This is a genomic window from Enterobacter cloacae complex sp. GYL001, assembly GCF_049237125.1.
In the GTDB taxonomy this organism is placed as follows: domain Bacteria; phylum Pseudomonadota; class Gammaproteobacteria; order Enterobacterales; family Enterobacteriaceae; genus Enterobacter; species Enterobacter hormaechei_C.
Genome location: NZ_JBMKGW010000001.1, coordinates 513919 through 530453, shown reverse-complemented (window position 1 = coordinate 530453; position 16535 = coordinate 513919). Strand labels below are relative to the sequence as shown.

The 16535-nt window shown below is 53.6% G+C and carries 17 protein-coding genes, 1 tRNA gene, 2 pseudogenes and 1 riboswitch; of the genes and pseudogenes, 7 read left to right on the top strand and 13 right to left on the bottom strand.

Going from position 1 to position 16535, the window contains the following annotated elements:
• Nucleotides 1–15: 15 nt before the first annotated feature.
• Nucleotides 16–1338, top strand: coding sequence for a pyrimidine utilization transport protein G (gene rutG, locus ACOTWU_RS02460; RefSeq protein ID WP_126498946.1), 1323 nt, complete (start codon nucleotides 16–18; stop codon nucleotides 1336–1338).
• Nucleotides 1339–1396: 58 nt separating this feature from the next.
• Here the strand turns inward: rutG and ACOTWU_RS02455 are convergent, their stop codons facing one another.
• The 4 genes from ACOTWU_RS02455 to ACOTWU_RS02440 all read right to left on the bottom strand — a co-directional run bounded on the left by ACOTWU_RS02455 (nucleotide 1397) and on the right by ACOTWU_RS02440 (nucleotide 3460).
• Nucleotides 1397–1918, bottom strand: a complete 522-nt coding sequence (locus tag ACOTWU_RS02455; RefSeq protein WP_126498947.1) for a GNAT family N-acetyltransferase — start codon at nucleotides 1916–1918, stop codon at nucleotides 1397–1399.
• A gap of 6 nt (nucleotides 1919–1924) precedes the next feature.
• Entirely contained in the window at nucleotides 1925–2194 is a 270-nt protein-coding gene (locus tag ACOTWU_RS02450; RefSeq protein ID WP_001303459.1) for a DUF1778 domain-containing protein, read from the bottom strand.
• A gap of 73 nt (nucleotides 2195–2267) precedes the next feature.
• Entirely contained in the window at nucleotides 2268–3173 is a 906-nt protein-coding gene (locus ACOTWU_RS02445) for a DMT family transporter (protein ID WP_126498948.1), read from the bottom strand.
• Between the two features lie 116 nt (nucleotides 3174–3289).
• Nucleotides 3290–3460 carry a general stress protein gene (locus ACOTWU_RS02440; RefSeq protein ID WP_001273664.1) on the bottom strand — a complete coding sequence of 57 codons (171 nt, stop codon included), beginning with the start codon at nucleotides 3458–3460 and terminating at the stop codon, nucleotides 3290–3292.
• 391 nt (nucleotides 3461–3851) lie between these two features.
• Between ACOTWU_RS02440 and wrbA the strand changes: the two genes are divergently transcribed.
• Both wrbA and ACOTWU_RS02430 read left to right on the top strand, forming a co-directional pair.
• Entirely contained in the window at nucleotides 3852–4448 is a 597-nt protein-coding gene (gene wrbA / locus ACOTWU_RS02435) for an NAD(P)H:quinone oxidoreductase (RefSeq protein WP_003858109.1), read from the top strand.
• 18 nt (nucleotides 4449–4466) lie between these two features.
• Nucleotides 4467–4694, top strand: a complete 228-nt coding sequence (locus tag ACOTWU_RS02430; protein ID WP_006809324.1) for a YccJ family protein — start codon at nucleotides 4467–4469, stop codon at nucleotides 4692–4694.
• A 223-nt stretch (nucleotides 4695–4917) separates the two neighbouring features.
• Here ACOTWU_RS02430 and ACOTWU_RS02425 read toward each other — a convergent pair.
• The 5 genes and pseudogenes from ACOTWU_RS02425 to agp form a co-directional block, all read right to left on the bottom strand.
• Nucleotides 4918–5019: pseudogene (locus ACOTWU_RS02425) on the bottom strand (type VI secretion system lipoprotein TssJ); the annotation flags it as partial.
• A gap of 152 nt (nucleotides 5020–5171) precedes the next feature.
• Entirely contained in the window at nucleotides 5172–5603 is a 432-nt protein-coding gene (locus ACOTWU_RS02420) for a DUF6201 family protein (protein ID WP_050597034.1), read from the bottom strand.
• Nucleotides 5600–6481 carry a DUF6402 family protein gene (locus ACOTWU_RS02415; RefSeq protein WP_252049312.1) on the bottom strand — a complete coding sequence of 294 codons (882 nt, stop codon included), beginning with the start codon at nucleotides 6479–6481 and terminating at the stop codon, nucleotides 5600–5602. The genes ACOTWU_RS02420 and ACOTWU_RS02415 overlap by 4 nt, the downstream gene beginning before the upstream one ends.
• Nucleotides 6481–8952, bottom strand: a complete 2472-nt coding sequence (locus ACOTWU_RS02410) for a type VI secretion system Vgr family protein (protein WP_080375758.1) — start codon at nucleotides 8950–8952, stop codon at nucleotides 6481–6483. Before ACOTWU_RS02410 ends, ACOTWU_RS02415 begins: the two co-directional genes overlap by 1 nt.
• 289 nt (nucleotides 8953–9241) lie before the next feature.
• Nucleotides 9242–10483 (bottom strand): bifunctional glucose-1-phosphatase/inositol phosphatase, encoded by a 1242-nt coding sequence (gene agp, locus ACOTWU_RS02405; RefSeq protein WP_017693667.1) that lies wholly within the window; start codon nucleotides 10481–10483, stop codon nucleotides 9242–9244.
• Between the two features lie 152 nt (nucleotides 10484–10635).
• Here agp and ACOTWU_RS02400 point away from each other — a divergent pair.
• Nucleotides 10636–10743, top strand: a pseudogene (locus tag ACOTWU_RS02400) (winged helix-turn-helix transcriptional regulator); the annotation flags it as partial.
• Between the two features lie 66 nt (nucleotides 10744–10809).
• Here ACOTWU_RS02400 and ACOTWU_RS02395 read toward each other — a convergent pair.
• Nucleotides 10810–11169: a winged helix-turn-helix transcriptional regulator gene (locus ACOTWU_RS02395; RefSeq protein WP_040117469.1), complete on the bottom strand. Its 360-nt coding sequence runs from the start codon at nucleotides 11167–11169 to the stop codon at nucleotides 10810–10812.
• A 100-nt stretch (nucleotides 11170–11269) separates the two neighbouring features.
• Here ACOTWU_RS02395 and ACOTWU_RS02390 point away from each other — a divergent pair, with 100 nt between their 5' ends.
• Complete coding sequence (locus ACOTWU_RS02390; protein ID WP_015570880.1) at nucleotides 11270–12019, top strand: SDR family oxidoreductase; 750 nt, start codon at nucleotides 11270–11272, stop codon at nucleotides 12017–12019.
• Between the two features lies 1 nt (nucleotide 12020).
• On the opposite strand, the gene ACOTWU_RS02385 is transcribed toward ACOTWU_RS02390, so the two are convergent.
• Nucleotides 12021–12524: a DedA family protein gene (locus ACOTWU_RS02385; RefSeq protein WP_040117468.1), complete on the bottom strand. Its 504-nt coding sequence runs from the start codon at nucleotides 12522–12524 to the stop codon at nucleotides 12021–12023.
• Between the two features lie 159 nt (nucleotides 12525–12683).
• Nucleotides 12684–12853, top strand: a riboswitch (M-box (ykoK) riboswitch).
• Nucleotides 12854–12913: 60 nt separating this feature from the next.
• Between ACOTWU_RS02385 and ACOTWU_RS02380 the strand changes: the two genes are divergently transcribed.
• On the top strand, nucleotides 12914–13915 hold the full coding sequence (locus ACOTWU_RS02380) for a magnesium transporter (protein WP_126498950.1): 1002 nt from the start codon (nucleotides 12914–12916) through the stop codon (nucleotides 13913–13915).
• Between the two features lie 42 nt (nucleotides 13916–13957).
• On the opposite strand, the gene ACOTWU_RS02375 is transcribed toward ACOTWU_RS02380, so the two are convergent.
• Nucleotides 13958–14045 (bottom strand) — tRNA-Ser (locus tag ACOTWU_RS02375).
• Between the two features lie 254 nt (nucleotides 14046–14299).
• Here ACOTWU_RS02375 and ACOTWU_RS02370 point away from each other — a divergent pair.
• Entirely contained in the window at nucleotides 14300–14818 is a 519-nt protein-coding gene (locus ACOTWU_RS02370) for a LuxR C-terminal-related transcriptional regulator (RefSeq protein ID WP_110292605.1), read from the top strand.
• A gap of 39 nt (nucleotides 14819–14857) precedes the next feature.
• Here the strand turns inward: ACOTWU_RS02370 and ACOTWU_RS02365 are convergent, their stop codons facing one another.
• Nucleotides 14858–16471, bottom strand: coding sequence for a mechanosensitive ion channel family protein (locus ACOTWU_RS02365; protein ID WP_126498951.1), 1614 nt, complete (start codon nucleotides 16469–16471; stop codon nucleotides 14858–14860).
• Between the last annotated feature and the right edge of the window lie 64 nt (nucleotides 16472–16535).

Sequence of the window (16535 nt, the reverse complement as noted above, 5' to 3'; positions counted from 1 at the left end):
TTCAGGAGACAGATTATGTTCGGACTTCCCCACTGGCAGTTGAAATCGACCTCCACAGAAGAAGGCGTGGTCGCGCCGGATGAAAGGCTCCCGCTCGGGCAGACAATGGTGATGGGCGTGCAGCATGCGGTCGCGATGTTTGGTGCGACGGTGCTGATGCCCATGCTGATGGGGCTGGATCCTAACCTCGCCATTTTGATGTCGGGTATGGGTACCCTGCTGTTCTTTTTTGTCACCGGCGGGCGTGTGCCCAGCTATCTGGGCTCCAGCGCCGCCTTCGTGGGGGTGGTCATTGCAGCGACCGGGTTTAACGGTCAGGGTATTAACCCCAACCTGAGCGTGGCCCTCGGCGGCATTATCGCCTGTGGGCTGGTCTACACCCTGACCGGTCTGGTGGTGATGAAAGTCGGCACGCGCTGGATCGAGCGGATGATGCCCCCCGTCGTCACCGGGGCGGTGGTGATGGCGATAGGCCTGAACCTCGCGCCGATTGCGGTGAAGAGCGTATCCGGCTCACCATTTGAAAGCTGGATGGCGGTGATAACGGTGCTGTGCATCGGCGTGGTGGCGGTCTTTACGCGCGGCATGATCCAGCGTCTGCTGATCCTGGTCGGGCTGATTGCGGCCTGTCTGGTCTACGCGCTGCTGGCGAACGTGTTCGGTCTCGGCAAACCGGTTGATTTCACACTGATTCACCAGGCCGCCTGGTTCGGCCTGCCGCAGATGACCTCACCCACCTTTAACGCTCAGGCGATGATGCTCATCGCGCCTGTCGCGGTGATTCTGGTGGCTGAAAACCTGGGCCACCTGAAAGCCGTAGCGGGAATGACCGGGCGCAATATGGATCCGTATATGGGGCGGGCGTTTGTGGGAGACGGTCTGGCGACCATGCTCTCCGGCTCGGTCGGCGGCAGCGGCGTGACCACCTACGCGGAAAACATCGGCGTGATGGCAGTGACCAAAGTCTATTCGACGCTGGTCTTCGTGGCGGCGGCGGTGATGGCGATGCTGCTCGGCTTTTCCCCGAAATTCGGCGCATTGATCCACACCATCCCGGCACCCGTGATTGGCGGCGCCTCGATTGTGGTATTTGGTCTGATTGCCGTCGCGGGGGCACGCATCTGGGTGCAGAACCATGTTGATCTGAGCCAGAACGGTAACCTGATCATGGTGGCGGTAACGCTGGTGCTGGGGGCGGGTGATTTCGCCCTGACGCTGGGCGGGTTTACGGTGGGCGGGATTGGCACGGCGACCTTCGGCGCGATCCTGCTCAACGCCCTGCTGAGCCACCGGGTGGCTGCCGCGCCGCAGGGCGCCGTGGCGACTCAGGATCCATGAAATCTACACGTCGGGTGACGGCGACGCCTTACCCGACCTGCATGTTCCTGAAGAGCGATCATGCCTGCTCAAACAGTCGTTCGATAGATTGCGTGGGGAAGAACAGCGAACTGCTGTTTTCACCTGCCAGCGGGATAAACCCCAGCTTCAGATAAAATCGTTTGGCCCGTTCGTTAAGCGCATCCACAAAAATTCCGTGGACGCCAACAGCCTGCGACGCCAGATAAACCACGCGCATAGCGTGTGTGACAAGCGTTGTTCCCCACTCGTTTCCCTGTAGTTCTTTATGGACAGCCAGACGCCCCAGCGTCACGCTGGGGACGTTGCTGTATGGGATGCGGCGCTGCTGAGTCTTTGAAGGAAGCATCGCTTTTTCAAAGCAACTTCCCGAAAGTGTGTAATAGCCCAGGACACGCGGATGGTCGCGTTCTTTAAGCAGGTAGCCGCGTAAATTACGCCCGCCGTGCTGACGTACCAGGTGCTCGGTAAGGAAGGCATTTAGCGAGGGTTCACCACAATCGAAATCGCCGAAATCGTAATCGGTTCCCTCTGATAACATTTCGATCGTGAGATTTGCCACGACGCTTCACTCCATGTTTCGAAGACGTTTCGCCGCTCGCTTCAGGCGTTCATTTGGCTCTGGTGGATTGTCGATGGCATCCATAACGGCATTCCATGAGGCTTCGTTTAATACGAGACGCCGATGCTGTTCGATGACTTCGGCAGCACGCTCTGACGCACTGTTCACCATAAACTGGGTGATCGTTTGGTTGGTCATCGCTGCCGCTTCTTCAATCATTGTTTTGTCTTCGTCCGACAGGCGAAGATCGATACGCTGTTTTTTGAGTGCTGGCATGGTTTCATTTATCGTGTACGGTTTTCATCCGTACACATCGTAGTTAAACCTGCCCTTTATTTCAATCAAAAGCTTATTCGGCCGTTAAATCGTTCACCGCATTCCGACGCTTTCTGAGTTTTAACTCACTCACCAGCACGCCGAGAACAATAAACGCCGCGCCCACCAGCGCCAGCAGGGGCAGACGCTCCCCGGCGAGTCGCCCGAAAATACCCGCCCACACCGGTTCACCGGTATAAATGACCGTCGCCCGTGTCGGGGATACGCTGCGCTGCGCCCAGTTCATGGTGACCTGGATAATGGCGCTGAAAATGCCCAGCCCCAGCGCCACGACGATAAGCCCGGTAGACATCGGCGGGACGGACTCCCCTGCCGGCGCCATCGTCGCGAACGCCACCAGCGACGCGGTGGCAAGCTGCACCACCGTCACCCGCTTGACGTCCACTTTTCCTGCCCAGGCGCTAATCAGGATAATTTCTGCCGCAATGGCGACGGCCCCCACCAGAGTGATGATCTCCCCCGGCCCCAGCGCCAGCAGATTATTTTCCGGCCCGGCTAATAAAATAAGTCCGATGAACGCCAGCACGATGCCAATGCACGACATCAGGCCCGGCATTCTGCCGAGGCACAGCCACTGCAACAGTGGCACCAGCGGTACGTACATGGCGGTGATGAAGGCGGATTTACTGCTGGAGATAGACTGGAGCCCCCACGTTTGCAGGCTGTAGCCCATGGCAATCGCCACGCCAATGGCGACACCCGCTTTAAGCTCTCTCAGGGTCAACCCGCGCAGGGTCTTCAGCGAAATAAGCGCCACGGCAATCGCCGCGGTTGCAAAGCGCAGCCCTACAAAGAAAAACGGATCGCTCATCGTGACCGCGTACTGAACGGCAAGAAAGGTTCCGCCCCAGAACATGGTGATCAAAATCAGGATCGCTTCCTGAGGCTTAATGGAGAAGGTAAAACGGGAAACGGACATGGGACACCAGCACGAAGAATCAATCCTGTAGTGTGCGATGCCTTTGATGACAGTTCAATGCAGCAGACATAAAAAAACCGCCGGGAAACCCGGCGGCAGGGAGTTAACCCGGCGTACTACTTGTTGCTGCCGTGGCTATTTTTACCCCCTTTTTTACCAGCCTCTGATGCGCGCTGAGGGTCGTTTTTAAAGTTGCCCCCGCTAGACTGGCCACCTTTACGACCTGCTTCTGATGCTCTTTCACGGTCTTCAGCGAAATTACCTGAACCACCACGATGGTTTGCCATCTCTAACCTCCAGAGTGTGAAACATTAGACATCATATTGCATTCAGTAAAAGAGGATTCTTTCACCTCGCGGCTCAAGGACAGTGCCTTTATCTGTGCCGCGTGAAACTAAGCTTAGTGTAATGCGGCTATCCGGCAAGCGAGAGGTAATATTCTGCAACATGATCTCAGCCTTTCGTATGAAATATCGGGGAAGTCATTCATAAGCCTTTCTTATATTTTGAAAAATCCGCGCCGTGAAAGTTGTTTCATTTTGCTACAAGGCGCGTAACCAAAAGATATTGTTATATATCAAAGAAATGCCGTTCATTTTTGCAGTCTGGCTGTGATGTCATATCTTTAAAGGAACGCAGCGATCCGCTGTAAGAAAAACCAACGAGGAGTGATGCAAAATGGCAAAAGTTCTGGTGCTCTATTATTCCATGTATGGACACATTGAAACCATGGCTCACGCAGTAGCAGAAGGCGCAAACAAAGTAGACGGCGTTGAGGTCGTGGTTAAACGCGTACCGGAAACCATGCAGGCGGAAGCCTTCGCCAAAGCCGGGGGGAAAACACAAAACGCCCCGGTCGCTACCCCACAGGAGCTCGCGGACTATGATGCCATTATCTTCGGCACCCCGACCCGCTTCGGCAATATGTCCGGCCAGATGCGCACCTTCCTCGACCAGACGGGCGGGCTCTGGGCCTCCGGCGCGTTATACGGCAAGCTGGCCAGCGTGTTCAGCTCTACCGGCACGGGCGGCGGCCAGGAGCAGACGATCACCTCCACCTGGACTACCCTTGCCCATCATGGGATGGTGATTGTGCCGATTGGCTACGGCGCGCAGGAACTGTTCGATGTTTCCCAGGTTCGTGGCGGGACACCGTATGGCGCGACAACCATTGCCGGTGGGGATGGTTCTCGTCAGCCAAGCAATGAAGAACTTTCAATCGCCCGCTATCAGGGTGAATACGTCGCGGGTCTTGCCAAAAAACTGAACGGCTAACCCAACAGGAGGACAAGTATGCCAACTCAAGAATCCAAAGCTCACCACGTGGGTGAATGGGCAAGTTTACGCAATACCTCTCCGGAGATTGCCGAAGCCATCTTTGAAGTCGCCAATTATGACGAAAAGCTGGCTGAGCAGATTTGGGAAGAAGGCAACGATGAAGTGCTGGTTCGCGCCTTCGAAAAAACCGACAAAGACTCGCTGTTCTGGGGCGAGCAAACCATCGAACGTAAAAACGTCTGAACGTTCCCCCCGCCCGCGCGGGGGTCTCCTATACACTCATCCTCCAGCGCTATTGCCGGAGGATTTTTGCATCTTCCCCCGTTTGGTTCTTTCTGTTTGGTATTTGCTTAATTCTGATGTTTTGCTGCATATGGGCGGCTAAAGAGATGAAAATTATACTGCTCATCATTGAGTCACCAACTTCGGCAACAGCTACACATGCGGACAGGCATCACCCGCAGTTCTTTGACGCCAGTACGTCGTCCTGAAGTACCGTATCGGTCTTGCGAAGCAAGGTCGGGTAATCAGCGGCATCTACCGCTTTGCGATCCCTGAGCAGCCAGACCTCACTATCAATTGCGGCCTGCGAACAGGTTTAACACTAAATAGAGGCCAATAACATATTCTTTGTAGAAAAGCAACAATTAATACTGCGATAAAAAAGCACTGAAAACTCGCTTCATCATAAAACAACCATCATTTTTGGGTTTTTACTATTCAATAAAAAAATGAGTAAAAAACACTCCACCATTTTTTCTTTTTGACGGGGATTGTGTAACCTTCGGTAAAATCATTTACCCCGTTAAGATATAATGACTTATCTTCTCCATCAGTATCATCAGGGAAAAGTATATCATTTCCAAAAATAGTATATTGGTCTGTAAACCAAAATGGTGAACTTTGGCCTAAATAATTATTATCCGCATCATACAGTACCAAAAAAACATCACCTTCGAAAGCCCATTGAAAAAAAGATACTGGGGTAGTGGGCAGGACATAATAAGCCACAATTTTGTATTTTCCATCTTCACTAATTTTTTCGTGTGTTTTGTTGAAATCTCCAGTGAAGGCTGTTGGTGATAAAATCATCCACAATATAAAAAATGGTGTGAATAATAGACATAATTTCAACCTTTTCATTTTATTCATAGAATCACCAAACGGTCTTTATCTAATGGTGGCAGCCAAAGCAAATCAGAAAAAACTATATAGTCTCCACCAGTGTTATGTTTTTTTTGCCATTTCCTGAAGTCGGAATTAAACACTGGCACAAAGCCGGGAAATATTTCAACTAAAAGTCCAAATGCACATGATCCGTAGGATGACATATACGAAAGTGTTTCCACTTTATTTAGAATTCGTTCTTTCCCCCAAATGCCTAATGACTCTGGTATATCGATACCAAATTTATGATTATCCAGAAAGTCGTATGTATCTTTAATATAAAACCCTAAAGACTCAATAGTCAGAGTAAGTATATCATTAAGTAGATTGACTGTCCCACGGACGCATACTTTTAAATTACAATTACCAATTGCGCCATACCAATCATTTATCGTATCGAATTCATCGCCAATTATAAGAAAATTAGCCTGAGCTGTCGCATCTAATTCTTTCACATCATCTGAAAACCCAAACTTAATAGTTTCCCCTTCAGAGATATCTAACTTGGATATATGATTTTTTAATATCTTTCGGCTATTTATGGTGTGCCACGTTGACCTAAGCTCATTAATACCATTTTTAACCTGGGGATACTGATTCGCCCATGCCATTTTAACAATGTTATCATTCACCTTAGATGGAGGGATGCTTCTTGCATCGCAGTTTAAAAGTTCCGTTTTTGATTCTTTATTAAATGAGTAAGCTGGGAAAATACTGAACCAATGCTCCATTAATTTGGGTGCCATTTCCCAGCCCATCTTTCTCATTGCATTGGGAATCATATCAATGTGAAAGAAATCAACACTGACCTTCTTTTCCTGCTGCTCCTGCTCTTTTGTGGTTGTTGTTGATGAAACTGCCATTACCTTGTCCCCGCTCTGATCTGGAAAACATAGACCAGGTTTACGTTTTCTTCTGTATCTGAATTTACTACATGCGTCAGGGCTGAATCCGTTCTTCCTGCCACTGTACCGGTAGATGTCTGTAATTGATATGCAAACTCAATATTTTCAGATCCTGTTAAGAAATCCAGGACCCTGAAATACGCTGTATTTGGACCACATGATAAATTTGGTAATGGAGCGGGCATTTCAGTCGGCCCCTGTTCTAGGGTAATGCTTCCCGCCGCCATCGTCCTTTTCACCTTTCGCAGGTACATTGCTGTCGTGCCGTATTCAACCTTCCCCGCCTCAAGTTTCAGGTAACTGCCGCCACCAATCAGCGTGATACCTTTTTTCCCGGCCAGAGAGATGTCACCCGCCGAGCTCATCGTCAGCTTCTTCTCCGCAAACAGCCGCAGGCTGGCATTCTGTGCCTGGACACCTACCGGCCCTTCCCCTGACTTGACGCTCAATTGACCTGTCCGGGCAAACAGCCCCAGCTTCTCCCCGGTAAGCAGCGTCAGATTGCCCATTGTTCCGGCGCTGATATCGCCCCCGGCGTTAACGGCAACGTTTTTTGTGGCTGTCATTTGCAGATGCTCCCCGCTGGTCAGCGCCATCCCTTCCGGAGCGGACATCAGCAGCACCTCATTGAGAGGCTTCAGCCGCTGCTCAAACATCTGTATCTGGCTGTCGACATCCGCCTTCAGCGCCTGCGCCTGTTCTGCCGCCATTTCCAGCTGTTGCAGTTGCTGGTTAAGCCGGCCGATTTCCTTCAGTGCGGCATCCATGTCCAGCGCATCACCCTGCGCTTTCGCCTGCGCATCTGCACTGACAAACAACCCCTTCCCTGCTCTCAGGGTTCCCCGTTCGTCGGTGCGTAGCTCCGTTCCCTGACCGCGGGCTTTTCCCTGAGCGTCAACCAGGTGACCAGTATTAAGCTGCGTTTTGCCATATTCCGTCGCGAGCTTGATATGCTCCTCACCGCGCTTATCCTCTATCCGCAGCTTGTTATTGGCGGGCGTGCGTAGCACGTTGCGGGTGTGGTTGTCGCGGGTCACGGGGTCGGGGTGTTCCGAGTCGTGCAGCGCATACGCGATGTACGGCAGGTCGATGTCGCCGTTGCTGTGCGCAATCGCCACTTCGGTCCCGTCGGTCAGTGGCGTATGCCAGCCGTACGTTTCTCCGGCATACGGCTTCGCCATCCGCAGCCACAGGTATGCGAATCCCTGTTCAGCATCGTCCCGGTCAAAGTCCAGCCTGACGCGGTAGCGGCCCTGGTCGTCCAGGTGGGCGTAGATATCGTTCTTTTCCCGGCTCTCAATCCGCGCCGGAAGCGTGCCGTGAATTTCCGGGCGCGAAACTTCCGTCGGGCGGAAACAGTACCGTTCGGTGTAGGGCATGCCCCATACCGACACATGCAGGCGGGAATCCCGCGCTCCCCGGAAGGTCACCAGCGTGAGGATGACCCCCTCTTTCAGGGCCGTAATGACATCGCCCTGCGGCTCCAGCACCTGACCGGGTGCGAGGTGTGAGGCGTTGCTGAACAGGTGAATGCGGGCTGATTTATTGAGTTCCCGCTCGTGATGAAGCCGGGCATAAAATGCGCCGGATTCGGTTTCCGGCTCCGGGTCGCTGTCGTCGCCTGCTTCCCGGTACGGCGCTTTGTAGCGGTAGTGCTCACCCGTCGTCACCGCATTACTGCGTACGCTGACCGTCGCATCCATCGGCGTGGTGGCTGTCCGGTAGTTGTAATCCCGCGTGGCGACGGTGCCGGTGACTACCCTGTGCCAGGTCCGCACATCCCAGACCGATTCTGCCGCACCGTCGAACAGACCCGATGGCTCACGGTAAGGCAGGCGCACATCAAACCGGTAGTTCAGCTGGCTGTCGGCAAAAATGTACGTATCCAGACCGCGCACATCATCCATCTCCGTTCGCCAGTAAATTCCCACCTCGGACAGAATGCGCTGGATAAACTGTAAATCCGTCTCCCGCCACTGGGTTATCAGCTCACGCGCCGGATAGCTGCGCTCCAGACGAAACTCAAAGTCCGGCCCTTCCAGCCCGTGCTGACGCAGAACCAGCTCCACCACCTCCGGCACGGACTGGTTCTGGAAAATGCGACACTGGCGGGTAAGGCTGAGCAGCGCCAGACGGGAGCTCAGCTCCACCCGGTAATGCGACTGGTCGGCGGTGGTGGAAAGCCACTCCAGGCGGGTCACCATACCGTGAACACTTTTGCCGCTCCGCATCCGGAAGGTGGCATATTTCATCAGCACCTGTTCCGGGGGAATGTTCGCCTGCACGGAGGTGAACTCAATGTCCCAGCGGAAGGGCTCGCTCAGAGCTTCCCTGCCGCGAAAACGCAGGACATCCGGCTTCACTGTACTGTCATTAATGTCCAGAAAGTATCGGGTCTGTCCGTCAAAAAGCGCTGACCAGTTATCCATACCAGAAACCACGCTAATAGAATGGGTAAAGTAAAAAGTTTACATAATTCAAATTTGTTGTAAATATCTGATCTTTGAGAGGGAAATAACAGTATTGGATATAAATGGAGGAGATAAATAATTAGACCTGCTAAGGATACAAATTATTTATATAATTACTCACGTTTTGCTGGCCGAGTACAGTTTCACCGCTCAGGTCGTCGACACGGAAACGATCTGAAAAGAAGCCTGGCTCAAACATCAGGGACATTGTTTATAAGAGACAGGCTTGTGCAGCGGGAGCTCTCTTCTATTTCGCCGCGTTGTTCATCACCGCATTGAATTTATCGACAGGACAGAAGCCGTTGCCATCCACCGGACAGCCCTTCAGCTCCAGCGTCACGCGCTGCGCAGGGGATTGCAGCGACAGTACGCTGGCGTTACGCAACTGCTCTGAACTCTGGTAGACATACTCAATTTTCATCAGCTCCTGATTAGTGTTTTTGTCATGCCAGCGCTGGAAGACAATTTTACCGCCAATCGGGGTTCTTTCCTGCTGGTCGTGCAGCTGATAAGGCCTGAAGTCCAGCGCGGTCAGCAGCGAGGCGATGTTAGAGTCGTGCCCCACCAGCAGGGTGATTTTTGGCGCTTTTGCCTGGTCGGTCACCAGCGCTTTATCAATGTACTTCACCAGCGGTTTAGCCACGTTCTGCGCCACCTCCGTCGACGTAAACAGCGAGTCCTGATAGCCGTTTTTCAGCTTCGACAGCACGCGCCACTGCTGATCGGTTTTGATTTCCCCCCAGGCCACCTGGTCTGTCGGGAAGCCTTCGTAATACTGTAGCGTGAACGCATCCACCAGCGAGTTACCCACCTTCAGCGGCCCGGAGACGCCCGGTTCTTTTTCATAATCGGCGCTGAACGTATCTTTCGCCTCCGTCAGGGAGCAGACTTTTTTCTCCTTGCAGGACGGCGAGTCGCTGTAGTTTGTCAGCTGTTCCAGCAGTTTGTAGCTTTCATCCAGCTGCATTTTCTGCCGTTCCGTCTCCATCGCTTTCAGCGCTTTCTCGCGAAACTCAGGGGAGTTATCGGTAATGACCGGATTGAAGGTGGGGTCCATGGTGCCCATTTTTTCCTGGTGATGCACAGGAACATCGCACCCGGGGAACGCGCCGGTGATAAAGAACTGCGCGGTCGCCACGGTGCGCTGGAGGCTGTTGGCGTAGGCATAGACGGTATCCGCTGGCGGGCATTCACCCGTCTTCACCATCCCCTGCTCTGCCAGCCACTCGCGCATATAGTGACCCATATACACTTCCAGTACGCCACCTTTGGTGGTGAGCTGTCCACCCGGGACGTCCCACTCCGGCCACTGCTTCGGCGTGGACTGCTCCAGCACGCTGCCGTTATTGGCAAGCGGCGCGCGCAGGTTGTGGCGGCTCATGATGAGCACCTGTTCCAGCTGATAGCCGTCCGGCGTGTCCTGCGCCTGTGCGCCAAAGGTCACGGAAAGGGTACCTGCCACGGCAACTGCGAGTAGTGCTTTTCTCATCCCTAATTCCTCACACGTTTTTAATGTCGCCCTGAGTGTGACAGATCCGTGACAGGTTTTTCGGGAAGCATTTCTCAAACTGATGATTAACGTGCTTACGGCGTGTGCCGATGAGTTTTATAAAAAAACCATACCCCACCGGAGAATTCGCTGTGAAACGTACCCGCCTTGAAGAGAGCACCTGCCCCGTAGCCCGTTCGCTGGATATTATCGGCGACTGGTGGTCGCTGCTGATTGTTCGCGACGCGCGCTACGGGGTCGCAGTCGATATTCTGGTGGCCTATCTCACCGATGAAGCGGGGATCCGCGCTACGTAAAACAGTAGCCTAACGCTGAAGCTGGTCGCCGTATTCGCTCATCCAGGCGGCCAGCGGCGAGAGTGCGTCCTGAAGGGTTAGCCCCAGCTCGGTGATCTGATACTCCACGCGCGGCGGGATCTCCGGGTAGACCGTTCGCGTCACCAGCCCGCGCTGCTCAAACAGGCGCAGCTGCTTCGTCAGCTCTTTCTGGGTGATGGGGGCAGCGGCCCGCAGCAGATCGCCAAAGCGAACGGGCGTATTGAACACAATCAGGCGATAGAGAATGGGGATCGCCCACTTACCGGAAATCAGGTTCACAAACTGCGTCATCGGGCAGGTATACGCCTCAGATTTTTTTTCGCAGCACGCTTCCAGCATCTCTGCCATTTCACACCTCTTGCCTCGTTAGTATCCATTTGGTACCTGGTTTCCTTTCGATACTAACGTTTCTATAGTGCTTTCTCCAGAGACATTTCAGGAGAAGAACATGGGTCGTTTAACCGATAAGTATACGTTGATTACCGGCGGCACCAGCGGTATCGGTCTCGCCACCGCGCAGGCGTTTATCGCTGAAGGGGCGCGCGTCGCCGTGACCGGACGCAACCCGGATACCCTCGCCGAAGCAGAGCGCATTCTGGGCGATAAGGCCTGGGTGATCCCAACCGACGCAGGCGATATTTCGTCGCAAAAAGCGCTGGCGGAGACCCTCACCGCCCGCTGGCCACGCCTGGATGCGGTCTTTCTCAACGCCGGTGACGTAACGCACGCGCCGCTGGAAGTCTGGCAGGAAGAGGCCTGGGACCGTCTGATGAACATCAACCTGAAGGGACCGTTCTTTTTAATTCAGGCGCTGCTGCCGCTGCTGAATAACCCATCCTCGGTGATCCTCTGCGGCTCCGTGAGCGCGCGCATCGGCCTGCCCACCAGCAGCGCGTATGCCGCGAGCAAGGCCGCCCTGCTGTCGCTGGCGCGTACACTGTCGGCGGAGCTGCTGCCGCGCGGGATCCGCGTCAACGGTCTGAGTCCCGGTCCGGTGGAAACCCCGGCGTTTACGAAAACGGGCTTAAGCGACGAGGCGCTTAACGCGATGATGGCAGAGGTCATTAAGCTGGTGCCGCTGGGCAGAATGGGCTCGACGACCGAGCTGGCAAAAGCCGCACTCTATCTGGCCTCCGACGAGTCGAGCTACACGGTGGGAACGGAACTGCTGGTGGACGGCGGAATGGGGAGCCTGTAATTCAAAAGGCGCTGATGCCGGTGACCGCGCCGACATACAGCGCCGCCCACGCACTGGCGGAAAGCAGGCTGACGGCGTAGACCTTGACGGCGTTCAGCCTGAGCATCCCGGCCGCCAGCGGGACGATGTAACGCAACACCGCTAGGAAGCGCGACGTAAAAAGCACGATGACCCCGTTCTTTTGCAGCTGATGCTGGACCCGCAGGAACTTATTGGCATGCTTTGAGGTGAAGCGCGTGACCATCCTGGTATGCCCCATCAGTTGGCCGATATGGTAATTCAGCACCGAACCCGCCGTTGCCCCCATCACCACGGCGAGCCACGTCAGCGCAGGATGCATGCTCCCCTGGCTGACGGTAATGCCCGCCAGCAGCATCACCGACGCAGGCGGCAGCACGGAGGAGATCAGCACCGTCGATTTGCTCAGCGCCATCACGAATAACAGCACAAACAGATGTGCCGGATATAGCGCAAAATGATTCAGCAGGTTATCAAACCATGTCATTTTCCCCTCCCCCGTTAATAATTTAATTGTCCATTTAAAATGAATAACCTTAAATAAACCCTCAACATTTTATTAATAAGATTTACCTAAACCGTTCTTAAACATTATTTAATTTTCTGAGCACTAAATTTAAACAGGCGTATTATCCCTCTCGTTTTACAACGATCTCGTTATGGCGAGGCTCCTGTACAAATACACGTTATCGCTCTGGTGGGTTCGAGAGAACCGGCACAGGGTAAAACAGGCACTGTCGAATCAAGGCTTTGTCAGTATAACTTCCCTTGTGGGATACGGTGTACAGTGCTGAACCCAGGACGTGGGGATCTCCTTTCCGACATGCCCTGTCTTGCTCGCCCCTGAGAGATTTTAATATTCAAAGGGAATTTACTATGTCTTACGCTATTCACAACCAAAACCTGGTTTTTAATGACAGCGCCATCGCGCAATATATGAATACCGATTTTATCGTTATCGATATTTCATTATGCGTAGCTCTGGCACGCGAGCAGTTCTTTGAAAAATTAAAAGATGATGATATTCCGTCGCATATTTTTATCGAAGATAACGGTCGCCTCGCGGGTTTAATCGCCGTACGCAAATTATTGCAGGCCACGGACACCGTGCAGCCTGTTAAGGGGTTGATGATATCGGATTTTATTCAGCTCAAACCGGAAGATGAGCGGGCGGATGTCGCCGGGCTGCTGGCGCACGCGGGTGCGGATGTAGTGCCGGTGGTGACCCACGGCAAGCTGGTGGGCTGCCTTACCGAGCGTGAAATCGCCCATCTGCTGGAAGATGACGTTACTGAAGATGCCCAGCTTCAGGGGGCGACGCTGCCGCTGGAGAAGCCCTATCTGGAAACCAGCGCCTTCAGCCTGTGGAAGAAACGCTCCGTCTGGCTGCTGCTGCTGTTTGTTGCGGAAGCGTATACCAGTTCGGTGATCCAGCATTTTGAAGAGGCGCTGGAATCAGCCATCGCGCTGGCGTTCTTTATTCCGCTGCTGATTGGCACCGGCGGAAACAGCGGGACGCAGATCACCTCGACGCTGGTGCGCGCCATGGCGCTGGGTGAAGTCCACCTTCGCGATGTGGGTCGCGTGCTGCGCAAAGAGATGAGCACCTCGTTAATGATTGCCGCCACGCTGGGTCTGGCGGGCTGCGTTCGCGCCTGGATGATGGGTATTGGGATGGAAATCACGCTCATCGTCAGCCTGACGCTGGTCTGCATTACACTGTGGAGCGCCATCGTCTCGTCGGTGATCCCGATGGTACTGAAACGCTGCAAAATCGATCCGGCGGTGGTCTCCGCACCGTTTATCGCCACGCTAATCGACGGGACCGGGCTGATTATCTACTTCAAAATCGCGCAGTATACGCTGGGGCTGGAATAACGAAAAAACCCTGCGATATTGCTATCGCAGGGTTTTCGAATTTGGCGGAAGCGTAGAGATTCGAACTCTAGAACCCTTTCGGGTCGCCGGTTTTCAAGACCGGTGCCTTCAACCGCTCGGCCACGCTTCCAAAGTGAGGCGCACTATAAACATCTCTGAGCATGATGTAAAGCACGAATTTGCATAACATTACACGTCTTCCGTCCTCCCCTTCCGTCCCGCTGATTTCTTCGCCATCGACTGGCTAAAATGTAAACATTTATTTTTACATTCATAACGTTTATTAGATTCGCGGATGGTCATTTAGACTCTTTTTCGCACAACACCCATTAACCGTAGATCACTGCGATAAGAGATTAGCCATGACTTTATTTAACGACGATTATGAATTTTTTATTTATCAGTGATAACTATTACCTTTGCCATGGTGTATCAAGCTCCCTGACATCAACCCATTTGATTCGCGATGACGCGGATATTCACGATCTTGATGGGGTCGATCAGGCGATGGATTTTATCATTGCGATTGAACAGGATAAGTTACGCAATAAAACCATTCGGCAGGTCAAAAAAGTTAAGTGTGATTACATTGTCCTGATGCATGAGATAGAAGCCAACCGCGCAGTGAGAATCGATAATATTATCTATTCGTCGATGCATTTTACTGCTCACCCTTTTCAGCAGCTGATGCGCTTTTACCGGGCGCTCAGAACACACTCCTTTACGCGACGCGAATATGACGTGCTGAAGCTGTTTCATTTGGAAAACCATGAGATCGCGAAAAAGCTGCAACTGTCACAAAAAACGACCAGCACCTACCGCGTGAGGATCCTCGAGAAATTAAATATGCGCTCAAAAAACATTCTGGCGATGACCCGTGTAAAATCGGCGATCGTCGATTAAAAGCTGTAACATTTTGCCTTGCCACAAAAAACCGGGCCGTCACGTTTCGCCCTGAGGGGGTTTGGCTGGCGCGGTATACCAGTTCTCTTTGGCAACCATTACGCTGCCCTCTGGCTGCATAACAAAATTCGGGGACATGATCTGCACGTTAAATTCGTTAAACACATCCTGTATCTGGCTATGCAGTTCATTGCGGGCAACCGCGAGGGACTGTTCGGGCAGCAGACGGACCTGCAATTCGTAAGCGATATACCAGTCCATTAACCCTAACTGGCGTACCAGCGGCGGCTCGGAAAGGTCAATCCCTTTTGCCCGTTTCGCGGCCAGCTCCAGCATGGCATGCACCTGACGCCATGGGGTGTCATAACCGATCGTGACGCTGACCGTCAGATTGAGGCTGCCATCGGGCTGTAGCGCGCTCAGGTTGGTGATCTTACCGCTCACCACCACCGCGTTGGGTACGGTAACGACATAATTTTCCCGGGTAATAATTTTGGTCGCCAGCATGCCAATTTCACTGACCTTGCCTTCGTTATCCGCTACCCGAATGACATCGCCTTTGCGCAGCGCGCGGGAGTAAATCAGGACCAGACCGCTCATGGCATGGTTCATCACCCCTGCCGAGCCCAGCGTTAACATCAGGCCGAAGAAGACGCTAATACCTTTAAACGCCAGCGAGTTAGCACCGGGAAGAAACGGCCAGGCGGCGGAGAGAGCAAATAGCCAGACGGCAACGGAAATGAGCTTACGGGTCGCCCCTACGGTTTCCGGATGTACGCCGGGAAGTTGCAGACGACCAGCCTCCACCTGATTGAGCACCATCTTAAGAAGCTTCAGAATAAAAGCGGTAATGAGGAAAATGATCAGCACAATCGTCAGCCCCGGCAAGGCCGAGACAATCGCCAGGGCGATTTGCTGCACCACGCGAAGCGTCCAGTCTCCCAGCGACGTGCCCCACACCCGCGTCCACGGAAACAGACTGAACGCCCAGCTCAGCCAGACGTAAAAGCCGATCAGCCCCAGCAGGAACATCAGCAAGGCGTAAAGCCGAATCTCAATGGCGCCAATGTATCGCCGCCAGCTTTGCGGCACCCGGCTGCGATTCTCCACAATACGCCGACGGTAGACGCGCCGGAACCAGCGCCAGGAACGCCACGCGCCATAGCAGAGCAGCAACAGCCCCAGCAGGCCAGCGGCAGTTTTTACCGTAGACAGCGCCAGCCAGCCGGTATCGTATTGATCGCGCAGCGCCATTCTCTGCGCTTCCATGCGCGCCAGCACGCGCTGTGCGGCCTGATCGAGGGTAAGGTCGTCCCCTTCGTCCAAATCCCCTTCGGTCAGCAGCATCACAGGTTTACCGTTCATCACTATCAGCCGTCCCTGCTGGTTATAGCGGGTCACGGGGACGATGCTGAGCGGCTCACGCACATCCGCCTCGGTAAAATTGCGCAGGGTGTTGCGGATGCGTAAAACGCGCTCTTCCGGCGTGGTCAGGCCAAATTTCGCCTGTAGCATGACGATGGGCTGATGAAAGTTATAGACCGTTCGGGCGCGCTCCTGCTCCGTAGGCGCCTGGCGGGGCTCTGCGGCATACGATAAGAAGCCGCTCAGGGCGGCAAAACAGAACGCAAACGCGAGCAGGATCTTTTTCATCCTTACTACCCCAGGTCAGAAATCTTGTTATTTTTCAGGCAACCCGCGAATGCCAGGTGGGTAT

Coding starts and splice junctions, on each gene's coding strand:
- ACOTWU_RS02450 (WP_001303459.1), bottom strand. CDS start 2,194: ATGCCAGCACTCAAAAAACAGCGTATCGATCTTCGCCTGTCGGACGAA.
- ACOTWU_RS02390 (WP_015570880.1), top strand. CDS start 11,270: ATGGGTCGTTTAACCGATAAGTATACGTTGATTACCGGCGGCACCAGC.
- wrbA (WP_003858109.1), top strand. CDS start 3,852: ATGGCAAAAGTTCTGGTGCTCTATTATTCCATGTATGGACACATTGAA.
- ACOTWU_RS02415 (WP_252049312.1), bottom strand. CDS start 6,481: ATGGCAGTTTCATCAACAACAACCACAAAAGAGCAGGAGCAGCAGGAA.
- ACOTWU_RS02410 (WP_080375758.1), bottom strand. CDS start 8,952: ATGGATAACTGGTCAGCGCTTTTTGACGGACAGACCCGATACTTTCTG.
- ACOTWU_RS02365 (WP_126498951.1), bottom strand. CDS start 16,471: ATGAAAAAGATCCTGCTCGCGTTTGCGTTCTGTTTTGCCGCCCTGAGC.
- ACOTWU_RS02395 (WP_040117469.1), bottom strand. CDS start 11,169: ATGGCAGAGATGCTGGAAGCGTGCTGCGAAAAAAAATCTGAGGCGTAT.
- ACOTWU_RS02430 (WP_006809324.1), top strand. CDS start 4,467: ATGCCAACTCAAGAATCCAAAGCTCACCACGTGGGTGAATGGGCAAGT.
- ACOTWU_RS02380 (WP_126498950.1), top strand. CDS start 12,914: ATGTCTTACGCTATTCACAACCAAAACCTGGTTTTTAATGACAGCGCC.
- ACOTWU_RS02445 (WP_126498948.1), bottom strand. CDS start 3,173: ATGTCCGTTTCCCGTTTTACCTTCTCCATTAAGCCTCAGGAAGCGATC.
- rutG (WP_126498946.1), top strand. CDS start 16: ATGTTCGGACTTCCCCACTGGCAGTTGAAATCGACCTCCACAGAAGAA.
- ACOTWU_RS02440 (WP_001273664.1), bottom strand. CDS start 3,460: ATGGCAAACCATCGTGGTGGTTCAGGTAATTTCGCTGAAGACCGTGAA.
- ACOTWU_RS02370 (WP_110292605.1), top strand. CDS start 14,300: ATGAATTTTTTATTTATCAGTGATAACTATTACCTTTGCCATGGTGTA.
- agp (WP_017693667.1), bottom strand. CDS start 10,483: ATGAGAAAAGCACTACTCGCAGTTGCCGTGGCAGGTACCCTTTCCGTG.
- ACOTWU_RS02420 (WP_050597034.1), bottom strand. CDS start 5,603: ATGAATAAAATGAAAAGGTTGAAATTATGTCTATTATTCACACCATTT.
- ACOTWU_RS02385 (WP_040117468.1), bottom strand. CDS start 12,524: ATGACATGGTTTGATAACCTGCTGAATCATTTTGCGCTATATCCGGCA.